Here is an 18,454-nt window from a genome sequence, read left to right on the forward strand (position 1 = left end):
GGTCCCTACAACAGGTCTATATATACTAGTTTCCAATTCGCTCCCACCCCAAGAATTACCATTAATGGTTAGTATATTTTATTAGGTATCACTCCACTTTTTATTTATCCATGCAAGTCCACATGCTAGCTACTATTTTTAACAACTGTGTTGTAGTTCACTTTTTTAGTTCCTTAACACGTGTTGATAATAGTATTAAAGAGGGTTATTAAAAATTTTAAAATTTTACAATTACAAAAAAAGACAAGATTATTTCTTGTCTTTTTCCTTTGATAATAATTTTTATTTTATCTTATAAAATCTATATTTTTTAAAATACGTCGAATATAAATTTAAGGGTAAAAGAGAATTTAATTTGTCTATCATCATTTTAAATGGTAATTTTGAAAAGAATTTATTTTTATAGTAATTCATCTTCCTACTTTTTTGGGAACCTCCCTTAATTTTTTTACTTTTATCTTCAATACTATTATTTATATTTTGAATATCTATATCATTAAATTGTATTTTCTTTTTGTAATTATGATAATTAATAGCATATGTTTTTAATTTTTTTATTTCTTTAAACATTAAGTTTTTTATTTCTTGTTCAATTTCTTTATTCATTTTTTCTCCTTTTAAAAATAAAAACCTATTTACTTTGAGAAACAAAGTAAATAGGTTAAAAACTATATTTAGTTTGTAGTTATTTTTAACATCTTTTTGAAAATTTACAATTAATAAACATATATATCAAATATATTAAATTTGTAAATTATTTTCATATATTTTCATATTTTTTGAAATAATGTTTTAGTAAATCTAATCAATTATCTAAATTAGAACCATATTTTTTTTCTAAATCTCATAAAAAATTACCATATACATCATTACCACCAACTAGTACATAAGTTTCTTTTCAACCAATTTTTCCTTCTTCTAGTTTAATTTCTTTTACAAAACCAAGATTTTTTAGATCACTATCAATTAAACTATTTTTTTCATTTTCTTTTCAATAATGTTCTATTATTTCTCCATTTTCATTTTTTGTAAATCAAAATTCATCTCCCACTTTACCAATTAAGTTATTAAAATTTTTATTATTTATTAATTCATTTTTTAATGATATTTTATCAATTAATTTTGAATTAGTTAAATTAGAATGAAAATCATTAATGTTATCACCCAATCTCATTACAATATGTGATGGTACATTTTTTATTGGTATTAAATCATTTTCTCAATTTTTTATTTGCATACTATTTTTATCTTTTGATGATAATTTAAAATTGTTATTATTAATATAATTAAAACGATTTTCTTTTGATATTAAATCTTTATAATTATTTGAATTATATTTAGTTACTCCTTGCATTCATCAAACATAACTATCAAGAAATGCCTTTGGATAATAATTATTTTCTAGTAGTTTTTTAGTTGGTATTGCTTCATCTCCATACTTGATATTTTCGCCTTGAAAACGATTTGAATCAAATAAAACAATACCACCACTTTTTCATACATGTTTCACAAATTCTAAAACTCCATTATAAAGTTGTTCTTCAAAATTGACTTGATGATCAACTCATTTTTTAAATTCATAATCCATATCTTTCATTTTTGGATTAAAAAATTTATAAATTGAAAAACCAATATTATTTATGAATGTTTCATCCAAATCAGTAATAACAATAGGTACATATTTATTAGCTTCAATTTTTGATTCATAGTTATTTAGAAGGTAAAAAAGATGTTTTAGGCTTATGAATTAGTGAAAATGAAGGTTCTAAATTTTGATTAGCCAATTTCACAGAAATGAAAAATCGAGGCTTAAATGATATTCTTATTGCTTGTAGTGATAATTTAACAGGAATTTCAGAAGCAATACAATCAGTTTATACTAAAACAGAACATCAATTATGCATCGTTCATCAAATTAGAAATAGTTTGAAATATGTCTCATATAAGCATAGAAAATCTCTAGTTGCAGATTTAAAACCAATTTATACTGCATGTAGTGAAGAACAAGCAATGCAGGCTTTAGAAACATTTGAAAATAAGTGAAATAAACAATATCCTCAAATTGCTAAATCTTGATATAAAAATTGAGAAAATTTGATAGTTTTTATTAGTTATCCAACAGAAATTAAAAGAGTAATTTATACCACAAATGCTATTGAATCTGTTAATAGTCAATTACGAAAAGTTATCAGAAATAAAAAAGTTTTTCCTAATGATATGGAAGAATTGAAAATATTTTATTTAGCAATTGAAAATATAACAAAAAAATGAACAATGCCCATTCAAAATTAAAATACAGCAATTGCTCATTTTATGATAAAATTTGAAGATATAATTAATCTTAACTAGTACTTTGTAAAACAAAGATACACAGATTTCTAAAAAGCCTCGATTATAATTTAGCAACCGGACTTACTCCTTAATTAATTTTAATTATTAATATGTTTTAAATTTAAATTAAGAATTTTTAATTAAAAAAAATAATAGGGAGTATAAGAAAAAAAATGATAAATATTATGACACTTGTTGCAAAATTTTTATTTTAATTAAATATTAATAAATATTTAAAATTAGTAAACCTAATTCATATACGTTTATTATTGTGAATAATAATCATCAATAAATGGAATTCTTCAAAATATTTCTGGATGATAAGTATAAGATATAAGAAATGCTAACAATCCTACACCAATAATAAAGAAAAATATATCTTTAAAATCAATATGGTATTGACGAAAACGTGTTCTTTTACCTTGTGGATCATAACCCCTTGAATCCATAGCGTATGCTAAATCTTCTGCTTTTTGAAATGAAGAAACTAATAAGGGAATAATTAATGATACTAACGATTTAACTTTTTCTTTAAAATGACCATTTTTTAAATCTACACCACGTGATGCTTGTGCTTTTAAAATTCTGCCCGCTTCATCTAATAATGTAGGAATTGAACGAAGAGCAATAGAAATAATCATTGAAATAATATGTACTGGAAATTTAATTAATTTTAGTGGTAACATTAAATCTTCTAATGCTAATGTTAAATCTAATGGTTGAGTTGTGGTTGTTAAAATTGTTGTAATTAAAATCATTAAATAAATTCTAAGAGCAATATAAATACTAACAAATATAGCTTTATACGATACTTTAATACCATGCCAACGTCAAATCATTCCTACATTAGGGCCATCAGTTAAAAAACAGTTAATTATAAATAAAATAAATGCCATAAATAAAATGGGGCGCATTAATTTTAATAACATCATAAAAGGTAATTTTGCACAAAAGAAAATTGTTATGACAGTAAAACCAATAAGAGCGTAACCTTCAAAACCAGTATGAAAAAAAAGTGAAGCAATTAAACAAATTAAAAATAGTAATTTAATTCTTGGATCTACACGATGAATGATTGAATTTAAAGGTAAATAACGACCAAAACTAACTTTCATTATTTATTACTCCTTACTTTTTATTGCTATTTTTTTTGGATAATATTTTTGACAACTGGTCAATTAATTCTGAATCACTTCTAGCAGTAATTTTTGATGTATCAAATCCTGCTGCTTCTAATTTATATAAAAACCTATAAATTTTTGGTGGCTCAATTCCTGTTTCGGTAATTAATTTTTTATCTCTAAAAATAGTAATTGGATCTGCTTTTTTATAAATCTGTGTATTATGTAATACAATAACTTCATCAGCAACCATTAGTACATGATTCATATTATGAGTTACTAAAATAATAGTTTTATTTTCTTTATGATTTAAATCATAAAATAAATTAATTAATTCTTTTTCACCATCGGGATCAAGTCCTGCTGTTGGTTCATCTAAAATTAAAGTATGACCTTGTAATGCCAAAATACCAGCAATAGCAACTCTTCGTTTTTGACCACCAGACAAATCAAATGGACTTCTTGATAAGTATGTTTCGTCTAATCCAACCAAATTAATATATTTTTTTGCTAACTCTCGTGCTTTATCTTTTTTCTCACCAAAATTAACTGGTCCAAACATAATATCTCGTTCAATAGTTTCTTCAAATAACTGATATTCGGGAAATTGAAAAACTAAGCCAATTTGTTTACGTATTTTTTTAATATCACGAATTTTTTTTTGATTAGCCTTAATAATAAAATCATTAATAGCAACTGAACCTGCCATTGGAACTAATAAACCATTAATATGTTGAATCATAGTTGATTTACCACTACCAGTTTCACCAATAATAGCAACTATTTTTTGTTCAACAATTTCAATAGTAATATCTTTTAATGCTTGATATTGATAAGGGGTTTTTGGAGAATAAGTATAACTTACTTCTTTGAATTTAATTGACATAAGCTAGAAATCAGCTCCTCTTCACTTAATGTTTCATTAATATTAATTCCCTTATTTTTTAAACCTAACGATACTTTTAAAACAAAAGGAATATCTAAATGAATACTTTGTAAAAACTCTCATTCTTTTAATATTTCAGATGGAGTTCCATAACGAACTAATTTACCTTTATTCATAACAATAATTTTATCGGCATTAATAATTTCATCCATATCATGAGTAATAGAAATAATAGTTTTATTGCGTTGTTCTTGTAATTTTAACATAATTTCTTTAACTTCTCGTTTACCTTTTGGATCAAGCATACTAGTTGCCTCATCAAAAATAATAATATCAGGTTCTAAAGCTAAAACTGAAGCAATAGCTACACGTTGTTTTTGACCACCAGATAATCATAGTGGTTCATGATCTAAATATTTTTCCATACCCACTGCCCTAGAAACTCTGTCAATAATTGCTGGCATATCACTGGGTTCAACTAAATGATTTTCCAAGCCAAAAGCAATATCATCACGAACAGTTGAACCTATAAATTGGTTATCAGGATTTTGAAAAACAATACCTAAGTGACGACGTAATTGTTTAATGTTTTTATTAGTAATTGTTTCACCAAATAATTGAATTGTACCTTTTTGTTTGTGTAAAACACCAATAATAATTTTTGAAAGTGTTGACTTACCACTACCATTATGACCAATTATAGTAATATATTCACCATGATTAATATCAAAACTAACATTATCAACAGCGTTATTGTATTCTGGTTTATAACGAAATTCAACATTTTTTAAACTTAATGAAATTTTAGATTTACTCATATTACTTCTAACTCCATTTTAAATATTATGCTAGTAAAATTATAACAGTAATTTTATATATATCAATTTATAATTTATAAAAATTATAAAAAAAGAAAAAAATGAACAATATCTGTTCAAAATTGAAGTAAAATTATTGTTCATTTTCTAATAAAATTTAGTTTATAAATTAAAGTTATATAAATTTCTATTCTATGAAATTAATGTAAAGAAACATCCAGATTTTTAGAATTTTCTTTTAATAAAGAATCATTTTTTGTTACTTCTTCTGTTGATTTCAATAATTTGTTACTTCAACTTTTAGATGAACTGGGTACTGCTGATGAAGTTGAAGGTTGCGGATCATTATTTGAAACATTATTTTTTGATAATTTTTCTAGTTCTTTTTTAATATCTTTTAATTCTCGTTTTTTTTCTTCTATTTTTCTTGTTGTTTTGCCATGATTATTATAACAACCACAGCTCATAAGTAATCAAAATTTATTTCAAAAATCTTTTAATTTTTCGGCTTCTAATTTCCTAATTTCCGCTTCTAAAGATTTTTCTTTTCTTTGATAATATCCTAATGTAATTTTTTGTTTACTACCTCTATAAAGTTTAGTAAATGGTTTATATATACGTTTAAACCATGGTTTTGCATTTTGCTGAACAGAAGTAGCGTTTTCTTCTGGTGAAATTACTATTGATTCTTCTAATGAATTATTTTTTATTTGTTTTAAGACATCTTTTTTTGTTGTAATTTCTTTGGTAATTTCTATAGAAGATTTTTCAAGCCTACATATTGTCAAAAGTAAACTTAAAATTTTTGAATTAATATTTGCATCATCTATAACCACTATATTTAGTTTATGCTGTAATTCATATATTTCACAAATTTTCTTGTTTTTTTTGATCTCCAATTCTGCTATTTTAACTTCATTTTCTGTTTTTTTATTTGAATATAATTTATGATTTGCTTTTATTAATTGTTCTTTATTTTCTAAAATAATTTGTTTATGTTTAAATTCTTCAAATTCTAATAATGTTATTTTTTTCTCTTTTCTTTTTAAACTATCAGATAAATTAGCAATTTTTAATCTTACTTCTAATATTTCATTTTCTTTTTCTTTAATCAAAATATTCACATTACTATCATCATCAACTATCGTTTCTTTTAATTTACCTATTTCTTCTTCCATTTCTTTCTCATTTTTTTTGAATTTTTCTAATTGATTTATTATTTCTTGTTCATTTTCTTTTAATTTTGTTATATTTTCTTGTATTTGTTGTTGTTGCTTTTCTTCTACTTCAATTTTATTTTCAATTTCTTTTCTTAAATTTTCTAATTTTATTAAATCTTTTTCTTTAAACTTTACCTCTTTTTCTTCATATTTAATATTTTTTTCTTTTTTTTCCTTTAATTTATTTTTAATTTCATTTAAGGCTATCTTAAGTTTTTTAATTTCTTTACTTAAATCTTTTTTTTCATCATTAATATTTAACTTTAGTTTTTCTCATTTTTTTATTTCTTTTTTTTCATTTTTAATTTGCTTAACATTTTCTTCGATTTCTTTTTCAAAGGCTTTAATTACTTTTTTTATTTCTGAACTTTCTTTTTTACGTTTTTCTTTTTCAGTAACTGGCATCAAAATCTTCCTTTCAAAATAAAAAAATCGATTATTTTTTTAAAAAAAATAATGGATTGAAAACTATATTTAGTTTTTCATATATATTATATATAAACTTTATTAAATATATATTATACTTGCTAGATAACACTTTTAAATTTTTATAAAATATTTAAGATTTATTAAAAAAGTTTATTTTTAAACACTAAAATCTTGTTGTATAAGAAACAGTATCAACCTCATCATAATAACCATTAGTATCAGATATATTATTATCAGATATATTATTATCAATAATAACTTCAACAAAACGTTCAAATTTAATATTTTTACTTAACAGACAATTTTCTATTAAATTTATTATTTTAATTTTATCTTTTCTATTACTTTTTTTCACAATTAAATCGTATGCAGTTAATCCGCTTTTATCTTTTATTGTTAAGTCAATATTAGGTATTTGTAACAGTTCTTCTATTACTTCAAACCTAGAATAAAGAACTGCTTGATGCAAGGGAGTATATCCTAAATTATTTTGCATATTTACTTCACCACCTGCGTTTAATACTAATTTTAATAATTAAACATTAGATCTTAGTACACAATCATGAATTGGACTATCTCCTTCAGTATCCTTAGAACCTGTTTAGGATCTTTTTTAACTTATTTTTGATTAAATTAATATCATAAATGTTATTTTATAGTTGAAAAATAAATTTTTAATCGATAAGTTGTCAAATGATAAAATCTTTTTAACAAAAAAATGACAAAGAAAATAAAATGTTAATTAACTGTCAGGTTAGAAATAATTATTCCCTTTTTTAGTTTAATTATGTTTAAAAGATTCCAAACAGGTTCTTAGAATTAATTTGATCATAAGATAAAATAGAAAGCAATGTTTTTGCAATTTCTTTATAATTTTCAACTAAAATTTTAGTTCTACTGTCCTTTATACCCATATCATTATTTGATATAAATCTAAAATAACATAATGGATTAACTCAAGGCATTCCCTCTTTAGGTAGACCTGTTGTATCAACGCTAGCACCTACAATTGCACATTGTAAAGGAGTACCAATTTTTTCTGCTACATAATTTATTAATGACTGATCATTTAATTTTTGTATTAATAATTTTACAATATCTACATTTCCGAAAAGTATTGCTATATGGAATATATTTCATCCTTTAACTGAATTAATATTTGAGTTAGGATCTAATGATTTTCATATTTCATTATTAGTAAACAATAAATTAACATTAGAATTATTAATTAAAAATTCAATAACTTCATTATCAAATTCACCATATTTGATAAAACGTTTGGCAGCATATTCGAAAGCACATTCAATAGGTGTTTTTCCTTTTTTATTTTTATTATTAATTAATTCTTTATTAATTGATAATAAATATTTTAAAATATCAATTTGACCATTATTTGCAGCAATATGAAAAAGATTACTCTCATTATCAATTATTTCTTCTAAACTAATAATATTAGTTAATAATTTTATACCTTTGATATTTCCTTCTTCAATTAATTTTTTTGCTAATGCAAAACTTAATTTACTTTTAAATAAAATTGAATTATTAACTTTAAATAAATTTACTAATTGTTCCTTTTCATCATTCATAATAAGAAAATTAGCACATTTATAACTAATATTAATGTCATATTTATTTACTATTATATTTTCTAATTCTTCTAAAAACAATTCTATCTTTTTTAATTCTGCAGAATCTTTTAAACTATCTCCATCTTTTTCATATTCATAGTTAATTAATATTTCTTTTATTATTTCAAGATTATCTTGTAATTTTAATTTTATCTCTTCTATAATTTTAAAATTTTCTAGTTCTTTAAAAGATTTATCAATAAGTTGATAAGTATTAATTTTTTCTTGAAATAATCTTTTTACATTTTTAATAAATATCTCTATATTTAAATTATTAATATTTTCTATAGATATCATCTTTCATTTTCTCCTTTTTATTCAAATCAAAAGTAAAATTTAATAAACATAAAAGAAACTAATATAGATAAAATATCCATATTAGTACTAAACATTTATTAAAATATGAATTAATAATATCATAAAGGTTTTCTAACTTTATATAATTTTAAAAAATATATAAAAAACTAAATTTTACTATATAAAAAATAAAACCAAAAAAATCAAAATTACTATGTCATAAAAATAGAATTTACTATTAATAGCAATTTCTTTTTTATTCTTTTAAAGAATACTATTTTTGATTAACAAAGGCCTGATCTAATTTTCAAAACATACCTAATTTAACAAAAAGTGATTGTTTATCAAAATTTTTATCAGCATTTGAATTTAAAATAAATTCTTTAATATCTTTATCAGCATTTGAAATCCAAATTCTCTTTCAACTCAAAGCGCACTAATATTTACTGTAACTATAATAAAAATACCATAAAAAATATTTATCAATAATTGTATTAAAAAATACAATTTTAAATAAAATTGTCAACATATAAAAAAGAGAAAACATAAAAATGCTTTACTCTTTCCAAAAATTTTCTTGCTTTAATATTTTTAATTAAACAAAAGTAATTAGTACCATTGGTGCATTATCACCAGTTCTATTATCTACTTTAATTAACTTTGTATATCCACCTTTACGGTCTTTATATCTTTCAGCAATATTGCCAAATAATGTTGGAATAACACCATCCTTTGGATGCTCTTTAGTTGTAATTTTACGCAATTTAGCAATTGCCATTCTTCTTGAATGCAAATCACCACGTTTAGCTAACGTTACTAAAGGTTCAATAAATGTTTGTAATCTTTTTGCTCTTTTTTCTAACAAAACTAATTTTCCATGAACAATTAATTCACTTGCTAAATTACGGATTTCAGCATCTACTTTAGCACTATTTCTTCCGATATCGTTAATATATGACATTTTTTCTTATCCTCCTTCTTAGTTTTTAATAGAAAACTCTAAATTATGTTTTGATACACAATCTTCAATTTCTTTAATTGATTTTGAACCTAAATGTTTAATTTGTTTAATTTCATCTAAACTTTTAGTTACAATATCACCCAAAGTTTTATAACCATCACGTTTTAAACAATTGTATGAACGAACAGTTAAATTCAAATCTTCTAAGGCTTTGTTTAAATCATTACTTTCTTGCTCATTAGTAATTGAAATAACTTCAAAGTTTTTAACATTATCATCTAAATTAACAAAAAACTCAATATGACTCATTAAAATTTTAGCTGCCATTGCAATAGCTGATGCTGCTTTAACTGAACCATTAGTTTGTACACCAAGAATTAATTTTTCATATTCAATACCCTTTAATGTTTTAGTTACAGGTTCAATTTTATAATCAACTTTTTCAACAGGTGAAAAGTTTGAATCAATAGCAATAATGCCTGAACTATTAGCAATTTCTTTTTTATTTTCCTCAAATGAAGAATAACCACGAGATTTCTTTACCATTAATTCCATTTCAAAAAGAACATTTCTTGAAGTTGTTCGAGCAATAATTAATTCTGGATTAACTACTCTAACATCAGTTGGACAAATAATATCTCCGGCAGTAATATCTTGTTTACCAGTAATACTAATTTTTAAATTAGCAATTTTTTCGTCCTTTTGAATATCACCATCAAAAGCTAAAACTAAGTCCTTAACATTTAAAATTATTTCAGAAACATTTTCAATTACACCTTTAACTGCAGTAAATTCATGAGATACACCACTTATTCTAATTGCATATACAGAAATACCTGGTACTGAAGATAACAATGTTCTTCTTAAGGCATTAGCTAAAGTTGTTCCATAACCACGTTCTAATTGACTCACAATAAATTCACTGTAATTAATAGCACTATTTTCACTGTTTAAACTAAATTTTGGTTTTAAAAATTGTTGTTCCATGTTTTATTTTCACCTACTTTATTTTCTTGGTTTTTTTGGTGGACGACAACCATTATGAGGGATTGGTGTCACATCATTTAAATCTTTGATTTCAAAACCTACTGCTTGTAAACTACGAATTGATGGTTCTCTTCCTGGTCCTGTTCCATTAACAAAAACACTTAAAATTTTAACTCCGTGTTCCATAGCAGTTTTACCTGCAGCTTCAGCTGCTAACTGTGCTGAGTGAGGAGTTGATTTACGAGTTCCTTTGAAACCTACTGCTCCAGCACTTGATCAAGCAATAACATTACCATTAAGATCAGTAATAGTAACAATAGTATTATTAAAACTTGCTTTAATAAATGCTTTTGCTTTAATAAAATTAGGATTAACTTTAATTTTTTTCTTTACTGTTGTTTTTATATTCATTATTTTTTTCCTCCTAATTAACTTGCTTTTTTCTTGTTAGCAACCGTTTTACGTGGTCCCTTGCAAGTTCTTGCATTAGTTTTTGTTGATTGTCCTCTGGCTGGTAATCCTTTACGATGACGAATACCACGATAACATCCAATTTCCATTAATCTCTTAATGTTTAAAGACACTTCACGTCTTAATTCACCTTCAGTTTTATATTTCTTTTCAATTAATTGACTAATTGAACTTAATTCTTTTTCTGTTAATTCATTAATTTTTTTAGTTTCTTCAATTTTTAGTTCTTTTAATATTTCTGAAGATTTGCTGCGACCAATGCCATAAATTCTTGTTAAACCAATTACTGTATGTTGATTTCCAGGAATATTTACTTGCGCAATTCTTCGACTTGCATTGTTAGTATTTGATGTCATATTTATTTTTCCTCCTTAATATTTCTATCCTTGACGTTGCTTATGTTTAGGATTTTCACAAATGATTACATTACGTTTTTTACGTTTGATTGGTTGACATTTGTCACAAATTTTTTTAACTGATGCTTGTACTTTCATCATTTTCCTCCTGTTAAACTATTAGTTTTCTTTGTTTTCATCATCTTTATTTATCGGTAAATGTGTAGTAGCCATTCTGTTACGAAAAGTAATTCGTCCTTCAGTTAAATTATAAGTTGATAATTCAACTTTTACATGATCACCTTTGATAATTTTAATTTTATGTGTTTGCATACGACCCGATGGTCTTACAATAGGAGTAAAGTCATATTCATTCAACTTTACTTTAAATCTAGCATTAGGTAAGACTTCTATTACTATACCTTCACATTCAATAGTACTATCATTAGTTTTTTTTACTTTTTGAACTTTGGGTTTAACTACTTGTTTTGGTTTAGCCATTAATTACATTCCTCATTATTTTTTTGATTTTCATTAAGTATTGTTAGTACTTCACATCCATCATTAGTTACTAGGATAGTGTGTTCAAAGTGAGCAGTTTGCTGTTTATCAGCAGCAACTACTGTTCACTTATCACTTAAAACCAGAATTTTATCAGTTGTTGTTTGAACCATTGGTTCAATACAAATTGTCATTCCTGACTGCAATTTTATTCCGGTGTTGGGCTTACCAACATTAGGAATAGCTGGGTCTTCGTGGAGTTTTTTACCAATACCATGCCCAGTATACGATGTTGGTAAATAAAAGCCTTCGCTTTCTACATAAGTTTGAATGGCGTTACTAATATCACCAATTCTAACTCCTGGTGCAATAATTGCTATTGCTTTATTTAATGATTCTTTAGTCACATTAATAAGTTTTGCTTGTTCTGGTGTTGGTTTCCCACCAACACACATTGTAAAGGCAGCATCTGCATGATAACCATTAACAGCAGCACCAGCATCAATTTTCACAATATCATTCATTTTAAAAGGTTTATCATTAGGAATGCCATGAATTAATTGTTCATTAACTGAAACACAAATTGTGGCAGGAAACCCATGATAATTTAAAAAAGAAGGTACAGCATTATTTTCTTTAATAATTTGTGCTGCCACTTTATCAAGCATTTTACCAGTTATTCCAACTTTTATTATCTTTGCTAACTCTTTATGAATAAGTGCTACAACTTGACTAGCGGCTTTGATATTTTGAATTTCACTTTGACTTTTAATGCTAACCATTATTTTTATTTCCTTTTAATGATGATAAATATGATTTAATTTGTTCTTTAATATCACTATTATCTTGGTTGGCATCCACTGTTCTTAACAGTCCACGTTCTTGATAAGAATCTACCAATGGTGCCGTTGCTACTTTGTAAGTTTTTAAACGATTGATAATTGTCTTTTCATCACTATCATCAATTCGCTTAATTAATTTTACCCCATCATTATCACAAATACCAGTAATCTCTGGTGGTAGGAAATTAAGATTATAAATTGCTTTACATTGAGGACAAGTAACTCTTGAAGACAAACGTTTAATAACTGTTTTTTCATTAATATCTAGATACAATACCATTGAAAGCGTTTCATTCAAACTTGTTAATACTTTATCTAATGATGCTACTTGTGAGATTGTTCTTGGATAACCATCAAGAATAAAATTATGTTTAATATTTTTTAAAGTATTACTAATAATCTCATTTGTAATCTCATCAGGAACATATTGACCCTTATTAACATAAGTTTGAGCTTTTTTACCTACTGGTGATTGTTTTGTGATTTCATCACGAAACAAATCACCAGTTGATAAATGCATTAAATTATATTGTTCTTTCAGAAACTGTGACTGTGTCCCTTTCCCTGATCCTGGCGGACCTAAAATAATTAAATTCATCGTTACCCCCTAAGACCATAAGTGTTCTTTAACATCTTTGTTGTCCTTATAATTTAAGAATGAATGTTGAGTAATTCGTCCCTTAATTTGTTTTGTTGTATCTAATGCTACTCCAACCATAATTATTAATCCAGTTCCACCAACTGCTAATGAAGAAGGTAGATTAGTAAATTTAGAAATCAAAAACGGAGTTACTGCAACAGCAGTTAAGAAAAAGGAACCAATCGTACTTAAACGATTTAACATTCTTTTAATATAAATTTCTGTTTCCTTTCCTGGCTGAACGCCAGGAATATAAGTTCCTGATTTTTGAAAATTCTTAGCCATTTGTTCGGGATTAATTTGCACTTGTGCATATAAGAAAGTAAACATAATTGTCATTATAGCAAAAATACTAATTCCCGGCCACGACTGTAAAGATAAATAATTTCTAGCAAAATTAGCAAAACCACTATTTTGATCAACAATTTGTGCCACTGTCATTGGAGCAGTAATTAGTGCCGAAGAAAAAATAACAGGAATTACTCCGGCTGAGTTAACTTTTAAAGGTAAATAAGAACTTTTATCACCCTTTAAAGTTAAACCACTACCAGTTTGTTGAATTGGTAAGTGTCGCTCTGATTCACTAAAGAATACAACAACAAGAATAATCAGTAGGAAGGCTGCAAAATAAAGAGCAAATTTTAAAGCCCCTTGAAAAATAACACCGTTATTAGTATCTGGTCCTACTCAATACTTAAAAGTTGAAGCTAAGTTAAATGGTAAATTAGCAGCAATTCCACCAAAAATAATTAGTGAAATTCCATTACCAATACCACGATTAGTAATCTGATCAGCCATTCATAATGATAACATTGTCCCTGCTAGTAAAATAGCTGGAATCAATACATAATAGAAAACTTCTGGTCCAGCTGCTCCCGATCCCGAACTTCAATCCACACTAATAATATGTTGAGATTGTAAACCAAAGATTGTGGCAAAACCTTGCATAATAGCAAACGGGACAGTTAATACTCGATTCATTAACTCTAATTTTTTCTTACCTTTTTCGCCTGATTTAGCCCATCTTGTTAAAGTAGGAACAACATCAGTTGATAATAACTGCACAATAATTGATGCAGTAATGTAAGGTGAGACCCCAAGTGCAAAAACAGAAAATCTGCTAATAGCACCACCACCTAACATTGAAATTAAATTAAAGAATTCAATACCACTACTATTACTGCTACTTAAATCTTCATTCAAAGTTACTCCTGGAACTGTAATAAATGCTCCAACACGAAAGATAAATAAAATAAAAATGGTAAATAAAATTCTAATTATAACTTCTTTATACTTTTTTATTAATTCACGGGTTGTTGTGAACACTTAGATCACCTGCGCTTTTCCTCCGGCTTGTTCAATAGCAGTAATTGCTGATTTTGAAAATTTATGAGCTTTAATTGTTTTTGGTGTTGTTAATTTACCTTTACCAAGAACTTTAATACCATCTTTTTTACTTCTAATCAATTTTAATTGAAATAAAAGTTCAGGTGTTATTTCATGCTCTTTAATTAAATCAATTTGTTCTAAGTTAATAATACTATAATTGGTTGTAGTAAAGTTAGTAAACCCTCGTTTTGAAATACGACGGTACAGTGGTGTTTGTCCTCCTTCAAATCCGGGTCTTGTTCCACCACCGGTACGGGCATTTTGTCCTTTTGTCCCTTTACCAGCCGTTTTACCTTTTCCAGATGAAGTTCCTCTACCTAAACGTTTAATGTCTTTACGAGAACCTGGTGTTGGTTTTAAGTTATGTAATGTTGTTTCCATAATCCACCTCTAACCATTACTACGCTTAGTAGTAAGATTTTTATTTTTTATAAAATATTCTGCTGGTTTAACATTGCCAAGACCTGCAATTGTTGCTCTAGCTAAATTAATTTTATTTCTAGATCTAAATGCTTTTGAATAAATATTATGAATACCAGCTAATTCTAAAATATCACGAGCAGATCCACCAGCTTTAATTCCGATTCCTTCTTTAGCTGGTTTTAATAAAATTTCACTTCCACAATATTTACCTTTAACTTCATGAACAATAGAATTATTGTTTTTAGTTATCGTAATTGTTGTTAAATTTTTGTGAGCAGCTTCAATTGCCTTTTTAATTGCATCAGGAACTTCATTGGCTTTAGATATACCAAAACCAACTACTCCTTTACCATTACCAATAGCAACAGCAGCAGAGAAACGCATTCTTCTTCCCCCAGTTGTTACTTTGTTAATTTTTCTGATTCAAATCACTTTTTCAATAAATTCACTTGGAGTTTTTGGTTTACGTTCAAAATTTTTACGTGGTTCACGAACTTTATTTTCTTTTTTATCGTGGCTATTTCTTGGTTGTGATGAATTAGTATGTCTAATTTTATTTTCATTACCAGCAGGATTTTTTACTTCTGCTTTAACAGAAGGTTTTGCTATTGATTTTTGAACTTCAGTATTTTCTTTATCATCAATAATTGTTTTTTTATTTTCTAAACTCATACTTTTAATTCTCCTTTTTTAGAATTCTAATCCAGCACTACGCGCCGCTTCTGCGAATGCTTTCACTTTACCATGATATAAATATCCACCACGATCAAAAACCACTTTTTTAATTTTTTTCTTAATAGCTAAATTAGCAATTGTTTCTCCAAGTTTAGTAGCAGCATCTATATTGCTTTTTGATGCTAAATCTTTAAATGTTAATGTTGATACACCAATAATTGTATTTGAAGCAGTATCGTCAATAATTTGAGCATAAAAACTATTATTAGATTTAAAGATATTTAAGCGTGGTCTTTCACTAGTACCCATAATTTTACTACGAATACGATAATGACGAACTTTAAGAGCTTGTTGTTTATTAATCATTTTCTATTCTCCTTAAGTGCCAGTATAAGATTATTTACCTTTACCAGCAGCTTTTCCTTCCTTACGACGAATGTGTTCATTTTTATATTTAATTCCTTTACCTTTATATGGTTCTGGTTTACGGAATTTACGAATTTTGGCTGCAACTTCTCCAATTAATTGTTTATCAATACCACTAATTTGTAATACTGTTGGTTTGGGAGCAACAATGGTAATTCCTTGCGGAATCTCAAACTTAATAGGATGAGAATATCCTAATGTTAAATTTAAGATATTAGCTTGAACAGCAGCACGATATCCAACACCATTTATTTCTAATTCTTTCATGAAACCTGTTGATACACCAACTAACATTCCATTAATTAATGAATTAGTTGTTCCGTGAAGTTGTTTATTTTTTTTGTTATCATCAGGTCTTGTTGTAGTAATTGTTTTTTTCTCTTCATCAACGTTAATTTTAATAACATTTGGTAATAGTTTTTTTAAAGAACCTTTTGCTCCTGTAACAGTTAACAAGTTACTTGCATCTAGCGTTATTGAAGTATTTACTGGAATGGTAAGGATACGGTTACCAATACGTGACATATAGTTTCCTCCTTATCATACATAAGCAAGAACTTCGCCACCAAGACCAAGTTTTTTTGCTTGTTTATTTGTCATAATACCTTTTGATGTAGAAACGATTGCAATTCCATAACCATTTAACACACTTGGTAAGTCTTCACATTTTGCATACATTCTTAATCCTGGTTTAGATATTCTTTTTAAACCAAGAATTGGACTTTTACCAGTATGAACTAATAAAAGTTCTAATTTAGGTTTGCTAGGATTTTCTTTAGTAACACGATATTTTTCAATATAACCATTTTTTTGCAAGATATCAGCTATCTTAACTAGTTGTTTTGAAGAAGGTACACTAACTACTCGATGTTTACTGCTATCCGCAGCGCTAATAGCATTACGAATAACTGTTAAAATATTACTTATTGGATCTGTCATCATAATTATATACCTCCTATCATGATGCTTTTCTAATACCAGGAATTTGTCCTTGGTATACTAAACCGCGAAAACAAATACGGCATAACATAAATTTACGAATAACCGCATGAGGACGGCCACACTTTTGACAGCGTGTATATGCTTGCGTACTAAACTTTGATTTACGGGCTTGTCTTACTTTTAATGAAGTTTTTGCCATCTTATGCTACCTGCTTTCCTTGTTTTTTAAACGGTAATCCTATTTTTTTTAATAACAATAATGCTGTTGCATTATTTGATGTTGTGGTAATAATTGAGATTTCCATACCACGAACTTTATCTACTTCTTCATAATTAATTTCAGGGAAAATAATTTGTTCTTTAATACCAACAGTGTAATTACCATTTTGATCAAATGCTTTAGCTGATAAGCCTTGAAAATCACGAATTCTTGGTAAAGAAATTGAGATAAATTTATCAAGGAAATCATACATTTTTTCGCCACGTAATGTAACTTTACAACCAATTGGCATTCCTGCTCTTAATTTAAAGCCGGCAATTGATTTTTTTGCTTTAGTGATAATTGGTTTTTGACCAGTAATTTTTGATAATTCAGATACTGATTTATCAATGGCTTTTGGATTACTACTTGCATCTCCAACGCCAATATTAATAACAACTTTTTCAATTTTGGGTACTTGCATTATTGATGTAAAATTTAATTCTTTTTGCAATTGGGGAATAATAGTTTTATTATATTTTTCTTGTAAACGATTCATTTTTATGCTGTTACTCCTTTATTATCGTAATTCTGTTTCAGATCTTCGTGCAATACGAATTTTTTTGCCATCTTTATCAATTTTGTACCCAATTTTTGTTACTTTTTTATCTTTTTTACCATCAAGGATCATTACATTAGAAATGTGAACACTAGTTTTTACTTCCACAATTCCACCTTCTTGATCATTTTGGGTAGGTTTTTTATTTTTCTTAGCAGTAATACCTTCAATAATAACACGATTTTTTTCACGAAGTACTTGGATAATTGGTCCGGTATGACCTTTATGCTTTCCTGCAATGATTTTAATTTGGTCGCCTCTTTTTAATTTAGTATCAAGACTAATAACTGGTTTCTTTTTGCTTGCCATTT

25 protein-coding genes and 1 pseudogene are annotated in these 18,454 nt (G+C 26.3%); 1 reads left to right on the forward strand and 25 read right to left on the reverse strand.

What is annotated here, in order from left to right:
• Window positions 1-282 precede the first annotated feature (282 nt).
• Window positions 283-606, reverse strand: coding sequence for a hypothetical protein (locus ACXUB0_RS09440; protein WP_458258491.1), 324 nt, complete (start codon window positions 604-606; stop codon window positions 283-285).
• A gap of 148 nt (window positions 607-754) precedes the next feature.
• Entirely contained in the window at window positions 755-1,657 is a 903-nt protein-coding gene (locus tag ACXUB0_RS09445) for a hypothetical protein (protein ID WP_458258492.1), read from the reverse strand.
• A 56-nt stretch (window positions 1,658-1,713) separates the two neighbouring features.
• Here ACXUB0_RS09445 and ACXUB0_RS09450 point away from each other — a divergent pair.
• Window positions 1,714-2,292: pseudogene (locus ACXUB0_RS09450) on the forward strand (IS256 family transposase); the annotation flags it as partial.
• A gap of 305 nt (window positions 2,293-2,597) precedes the next feature.
• On the opposite strand, the gene ACXUB0_RS09455 reads toward ACXUB0_RS09450, so the two are convergent.
• The 23 genes from ACXUB0_RS09455 to rplX form a co-directional block, all read right to left on the reverse strand.
• Window positions 2,598-3,446 (reverse strand): energy-coupling factor transporter transmembrane component T family protein, encoded by an 849-nt coding sequence (locus tag ACXUB0_RS09455; protein ID WP_458258493.1) that lies wholly within the window; start codon window positions 3,444-3,446, stop codon window positions 2,598-2,600.
• 13 nt (window positions 3,447-3,459) lie between these two features.
• Window positions 3,460-4,338: an energy-coupling factor transporter ATPase gene (locus ACXUB0_RS09460; RefSeq protein ID WP_458258494.1), complete on the reverse strand. Its 879-nt coding sequence runs from the start codon at window positions 4,336-4,338 to the stop codon at window positions 3,460-3,462.
• Window positions 4,314-5,156, reverse strand: coding sequence for an energy-coupling factor transporter ATPase (locus ACXUB0_RS09465; protein WP_252320168.1), 843 nt, complete (start codon window positions 5,154-5,156; stop codon window positions 4,314-4,316). The genes ACXUB0_RS09460 and ACXUB0_RS09465 overlap by 25 nt, the downstream gene beginning before the upstream one ends.
• 200 nt (window positions 5,157-5,356) lie before the next feature.
• Window positions 5,357-6,781 carry a hypothetical protein gene (locus ACXUB0_RS09470; protein ID WP_458258495.1) on the reverse strand — a complete coding sequence of 475 codons (1,425 nt, stop codon included), beginning with the start codon at window positions 6,779-6,781 and terminating at the stop codon, window positions 5,357-5,359.
• Between the two features lie 187 nt (window positions 6,782-6,968).
• Complete coding sequence (locus ACXUB0_RS09475; protein ID WP_458258814.1) at window positions 6,969-7,340, reverse strand: ankyrin repeat domain-containing protein; 372 nt, start codon at window positions 7,338-7,340, stop codon at window positions 6,969-6,971.
• A gap of 256 nt (window positions 7,341-7,596) precedes the next feature.
• Window positions 7,597-8,733, reverse strand: a complete 1,137-nt coding sequence (locus ACXUB0_RS09480) for an ankyrin repeat domain-containing protein (RefSeq protein ID WP_458258496.1) — start codon at window positions 8,731-8,733, stop codon at window positions 7,597-7,599.
• A 595-nt stretch (window positions 8,734-9,328) separates the two neighbouring features.
• Window positions 9,329-9,694, reverse strand: coding sequence for a 50S ribosomal protein L17 (gene rplQ / locus ACXUB0_RS09485; protein WP_252319218.1), 366 nt, complete (start codon window positions 9,692-9,694; stop codon window positions 9,329-9,331).
• 18 nt (window positions 9,695-9,712) lie between these two features.
• Window positions 9,713-10,681, reverse strand: coding sequence for a DNA-directed RNA polymerase subunit alpha (locus tag ACXUB0_RS09490; protein WP_458258497.1), 969 nt, complete (start codon window positions 10,679-10,681; stop codon window positions 9,713-9,715).
• 18 nt (window positions 10,682-10,699) lie between these two features.
• Window positions 10,700-11,092 carry a 30S ribosomal protein S11 gene (rpsK, locus tag ACXUB0_RS09495; RefSeq protein WP_252319229.1) on the reverse strand — a complete coding sequence of 131 codons (393 nt, stop codon included), beginning with the start codon at window positions 11,090-11,092 and terminating at the stop codon, window positions 10,700-10,702.
• 17 nt (window positions 11,093-11,109) lie between these two features.
• Window positions 11,110-11,508 (reverse strand): 30S ribosomal protein S13, encoded by a 399-nt coding sequence (gene rpsM / locus ACXUB0_RS09500; RefSeq protein ID WP_174480910.1) that lies wholly within the window; start codon window positions 11,506-11,508, stop codon window positions 11,110-11,112.
• 24 nt (window positions 11,509-11,532) lie between these two features.
• The gene (gene rpmJ, locus ACXUB0_RS09505) at window positions 11,533-11,646 is read right to left on the reverse strand and encodes a 50S ribosomal protein L36 (RefSeq protein ID WP_174480911.1); all 114 of its coding nucleotides are present in this window, start codon (window positions 11,644-11,646) and stop codon (window positions 11,533-11,535) included.
• Window positions 11,647-11,667: 21 nt separating this feature from the next.
• Window positions 11,668-11,988, reverse strand: a complete 321-nt coding sequence (infA, locus tag ACXUB0_RS09510; RefSeq protein ID WP_348774424.1) for a translation initiation factor IF-1 — start codon at window positions 11,986-11,988, stop codon at window positions 11,668-11,670.
• Window positions 11,988-12,770 carry a type I methionyl aminopeptidase gene (gene map, locus ACXUB0_RS09515; protein WP_252319231.1) on the reverse strand — a complete coding sequence of 261 codons (783 nt, stop codon included), beginning with the start codon at window positions 12,768-12,770 and terminating at the stop codon, window positions 11,988-11,990. Before map ends, infA begins: the two co-directional genes overlap by 1 nt.
• Window positions 12,763-13,428, reverse strand: coding sequence for an adenylate kinase (locus ACXUB0_RS09520; protein WP_458258498.1), 666 nt, complete (start codon window positions 13,426-13,428; stop codon window positions 12,763-12,765). Before ACXUB0_RS09520 ends, map begins: the two co-directional genes overlap by 8 nt.
• 9 nt (window positions 13,429-13,437) lie before the next feature.
• Entirely contained in the window at window positions 13,438-14,796 is a 1,359-nt protein-coding gene (gene secY, locus ACXUB0_RS09525; RefSeq protein WP_338958165.1) for a preprotein translocase subunit SecY, read from the reverse strand.
• Complete coding sequence (rplO, locus tag ACXUB0_RS09530; protein ID WP_174480916.1) at window positions 14,797-15,240, reverse strand: 50S ribosomal protein L15; 444 nt, start codon at window positions 15,238-15,240, stop codon at window positions 14,797-14,799.
• A 9-nt stretch (window positions 15,241-15,249) separates the two neighbouring features.
• Window positions 15,250-15,954, reverse strand: coding sequence for a 30S ribosomal protein S5 (rpsE, locus tag ACXUB0_RS09535; RefSeq protein ID WP_458258499.1), 705 nt, complete (start codon window positions 15,952-15,954; stop codon window positions 15,250-15,252).
• 18 nt (window positions 15,955-15,972) lie between these two features.
• A complete protein-coding gene (gene rplR, locus ACXUB0_RS09540) occupies window positions 15,973-16,323 on the reverse strand; it encodes a 50S ribosomal protein L18 (RefSeq protein WP_458258500.1) in 351 nt (116 codons plus the stop codon).
• A gap of 30 nt (window positions 16,324-16,353) precedes the next feature.
• Window positions 16,354-16,908, reverse strand: a complete 555-nt coding sequence (gene rplF / locus ACXUB0_RS09545; RefSeq protein ID WP_252319239.1) for a 50S ribosomal protein L6 — start codon at window positions 16,906-16,908, stop codon at window positions 16,354-16,356.
• Window positions 16,909-16,920: 12 nt separating this feature from the next.
• Window positions 16,921-17,325 (reverse strand): 30S ribosomal protein S8, encoded by a 405-nt coding sequence (gene rpsH, locus ACXUB0_RS09550; RefSeq protein ID WP_458258501.1) that lies wholly within the window; start codon window positions 17,323-17,325, stop codon window positions 16,921-16,923.
• A gap of 13 nt (window positions 17,326-17,338) precedes the next feature.
• Entirely contained in the window at window positions 17,339-17,524 is a 186-nt protein-coding gene (locus ACXUB0_RS09555; RefSeq protein ID WP_174480921.1) for a type Z 30S ribosomal protein S14, read from the reverse strand.
• 1 nt (window position 17,525) lies between these two features.
• On the reverse strand, window positions 17,526-18,083 hold the full coding sequence (gene rplE / locus ACXUB0_RS09560) for a 50S ribosomal protein L5 (protein WP_338958174.1): 558 nt from the start codon (window positions 18,081-18,083) through the stop codon (window positions 17,526-17,528).
• Between the two features lie 21 nt (window positions 18,084-18,104).
• On the reverse strand, window positions 18,105-18,452 hold the full coding sequence (gene rplX, locus ACXUB0_RS09565; RefSeq protein WP_252319242.1) for a 50S ribosomal protein L24: 348 nt from the start codon (window positions 18,450-18,452) through the stop codon (window positions 18,105-18,107).
• Window positions 18,453-18,454 lie beyond the last annotated feature (2 nt).

Source organism: Spiroplasma endosymbiont of Dactylopius coccus (assembly GCF_977110965.1).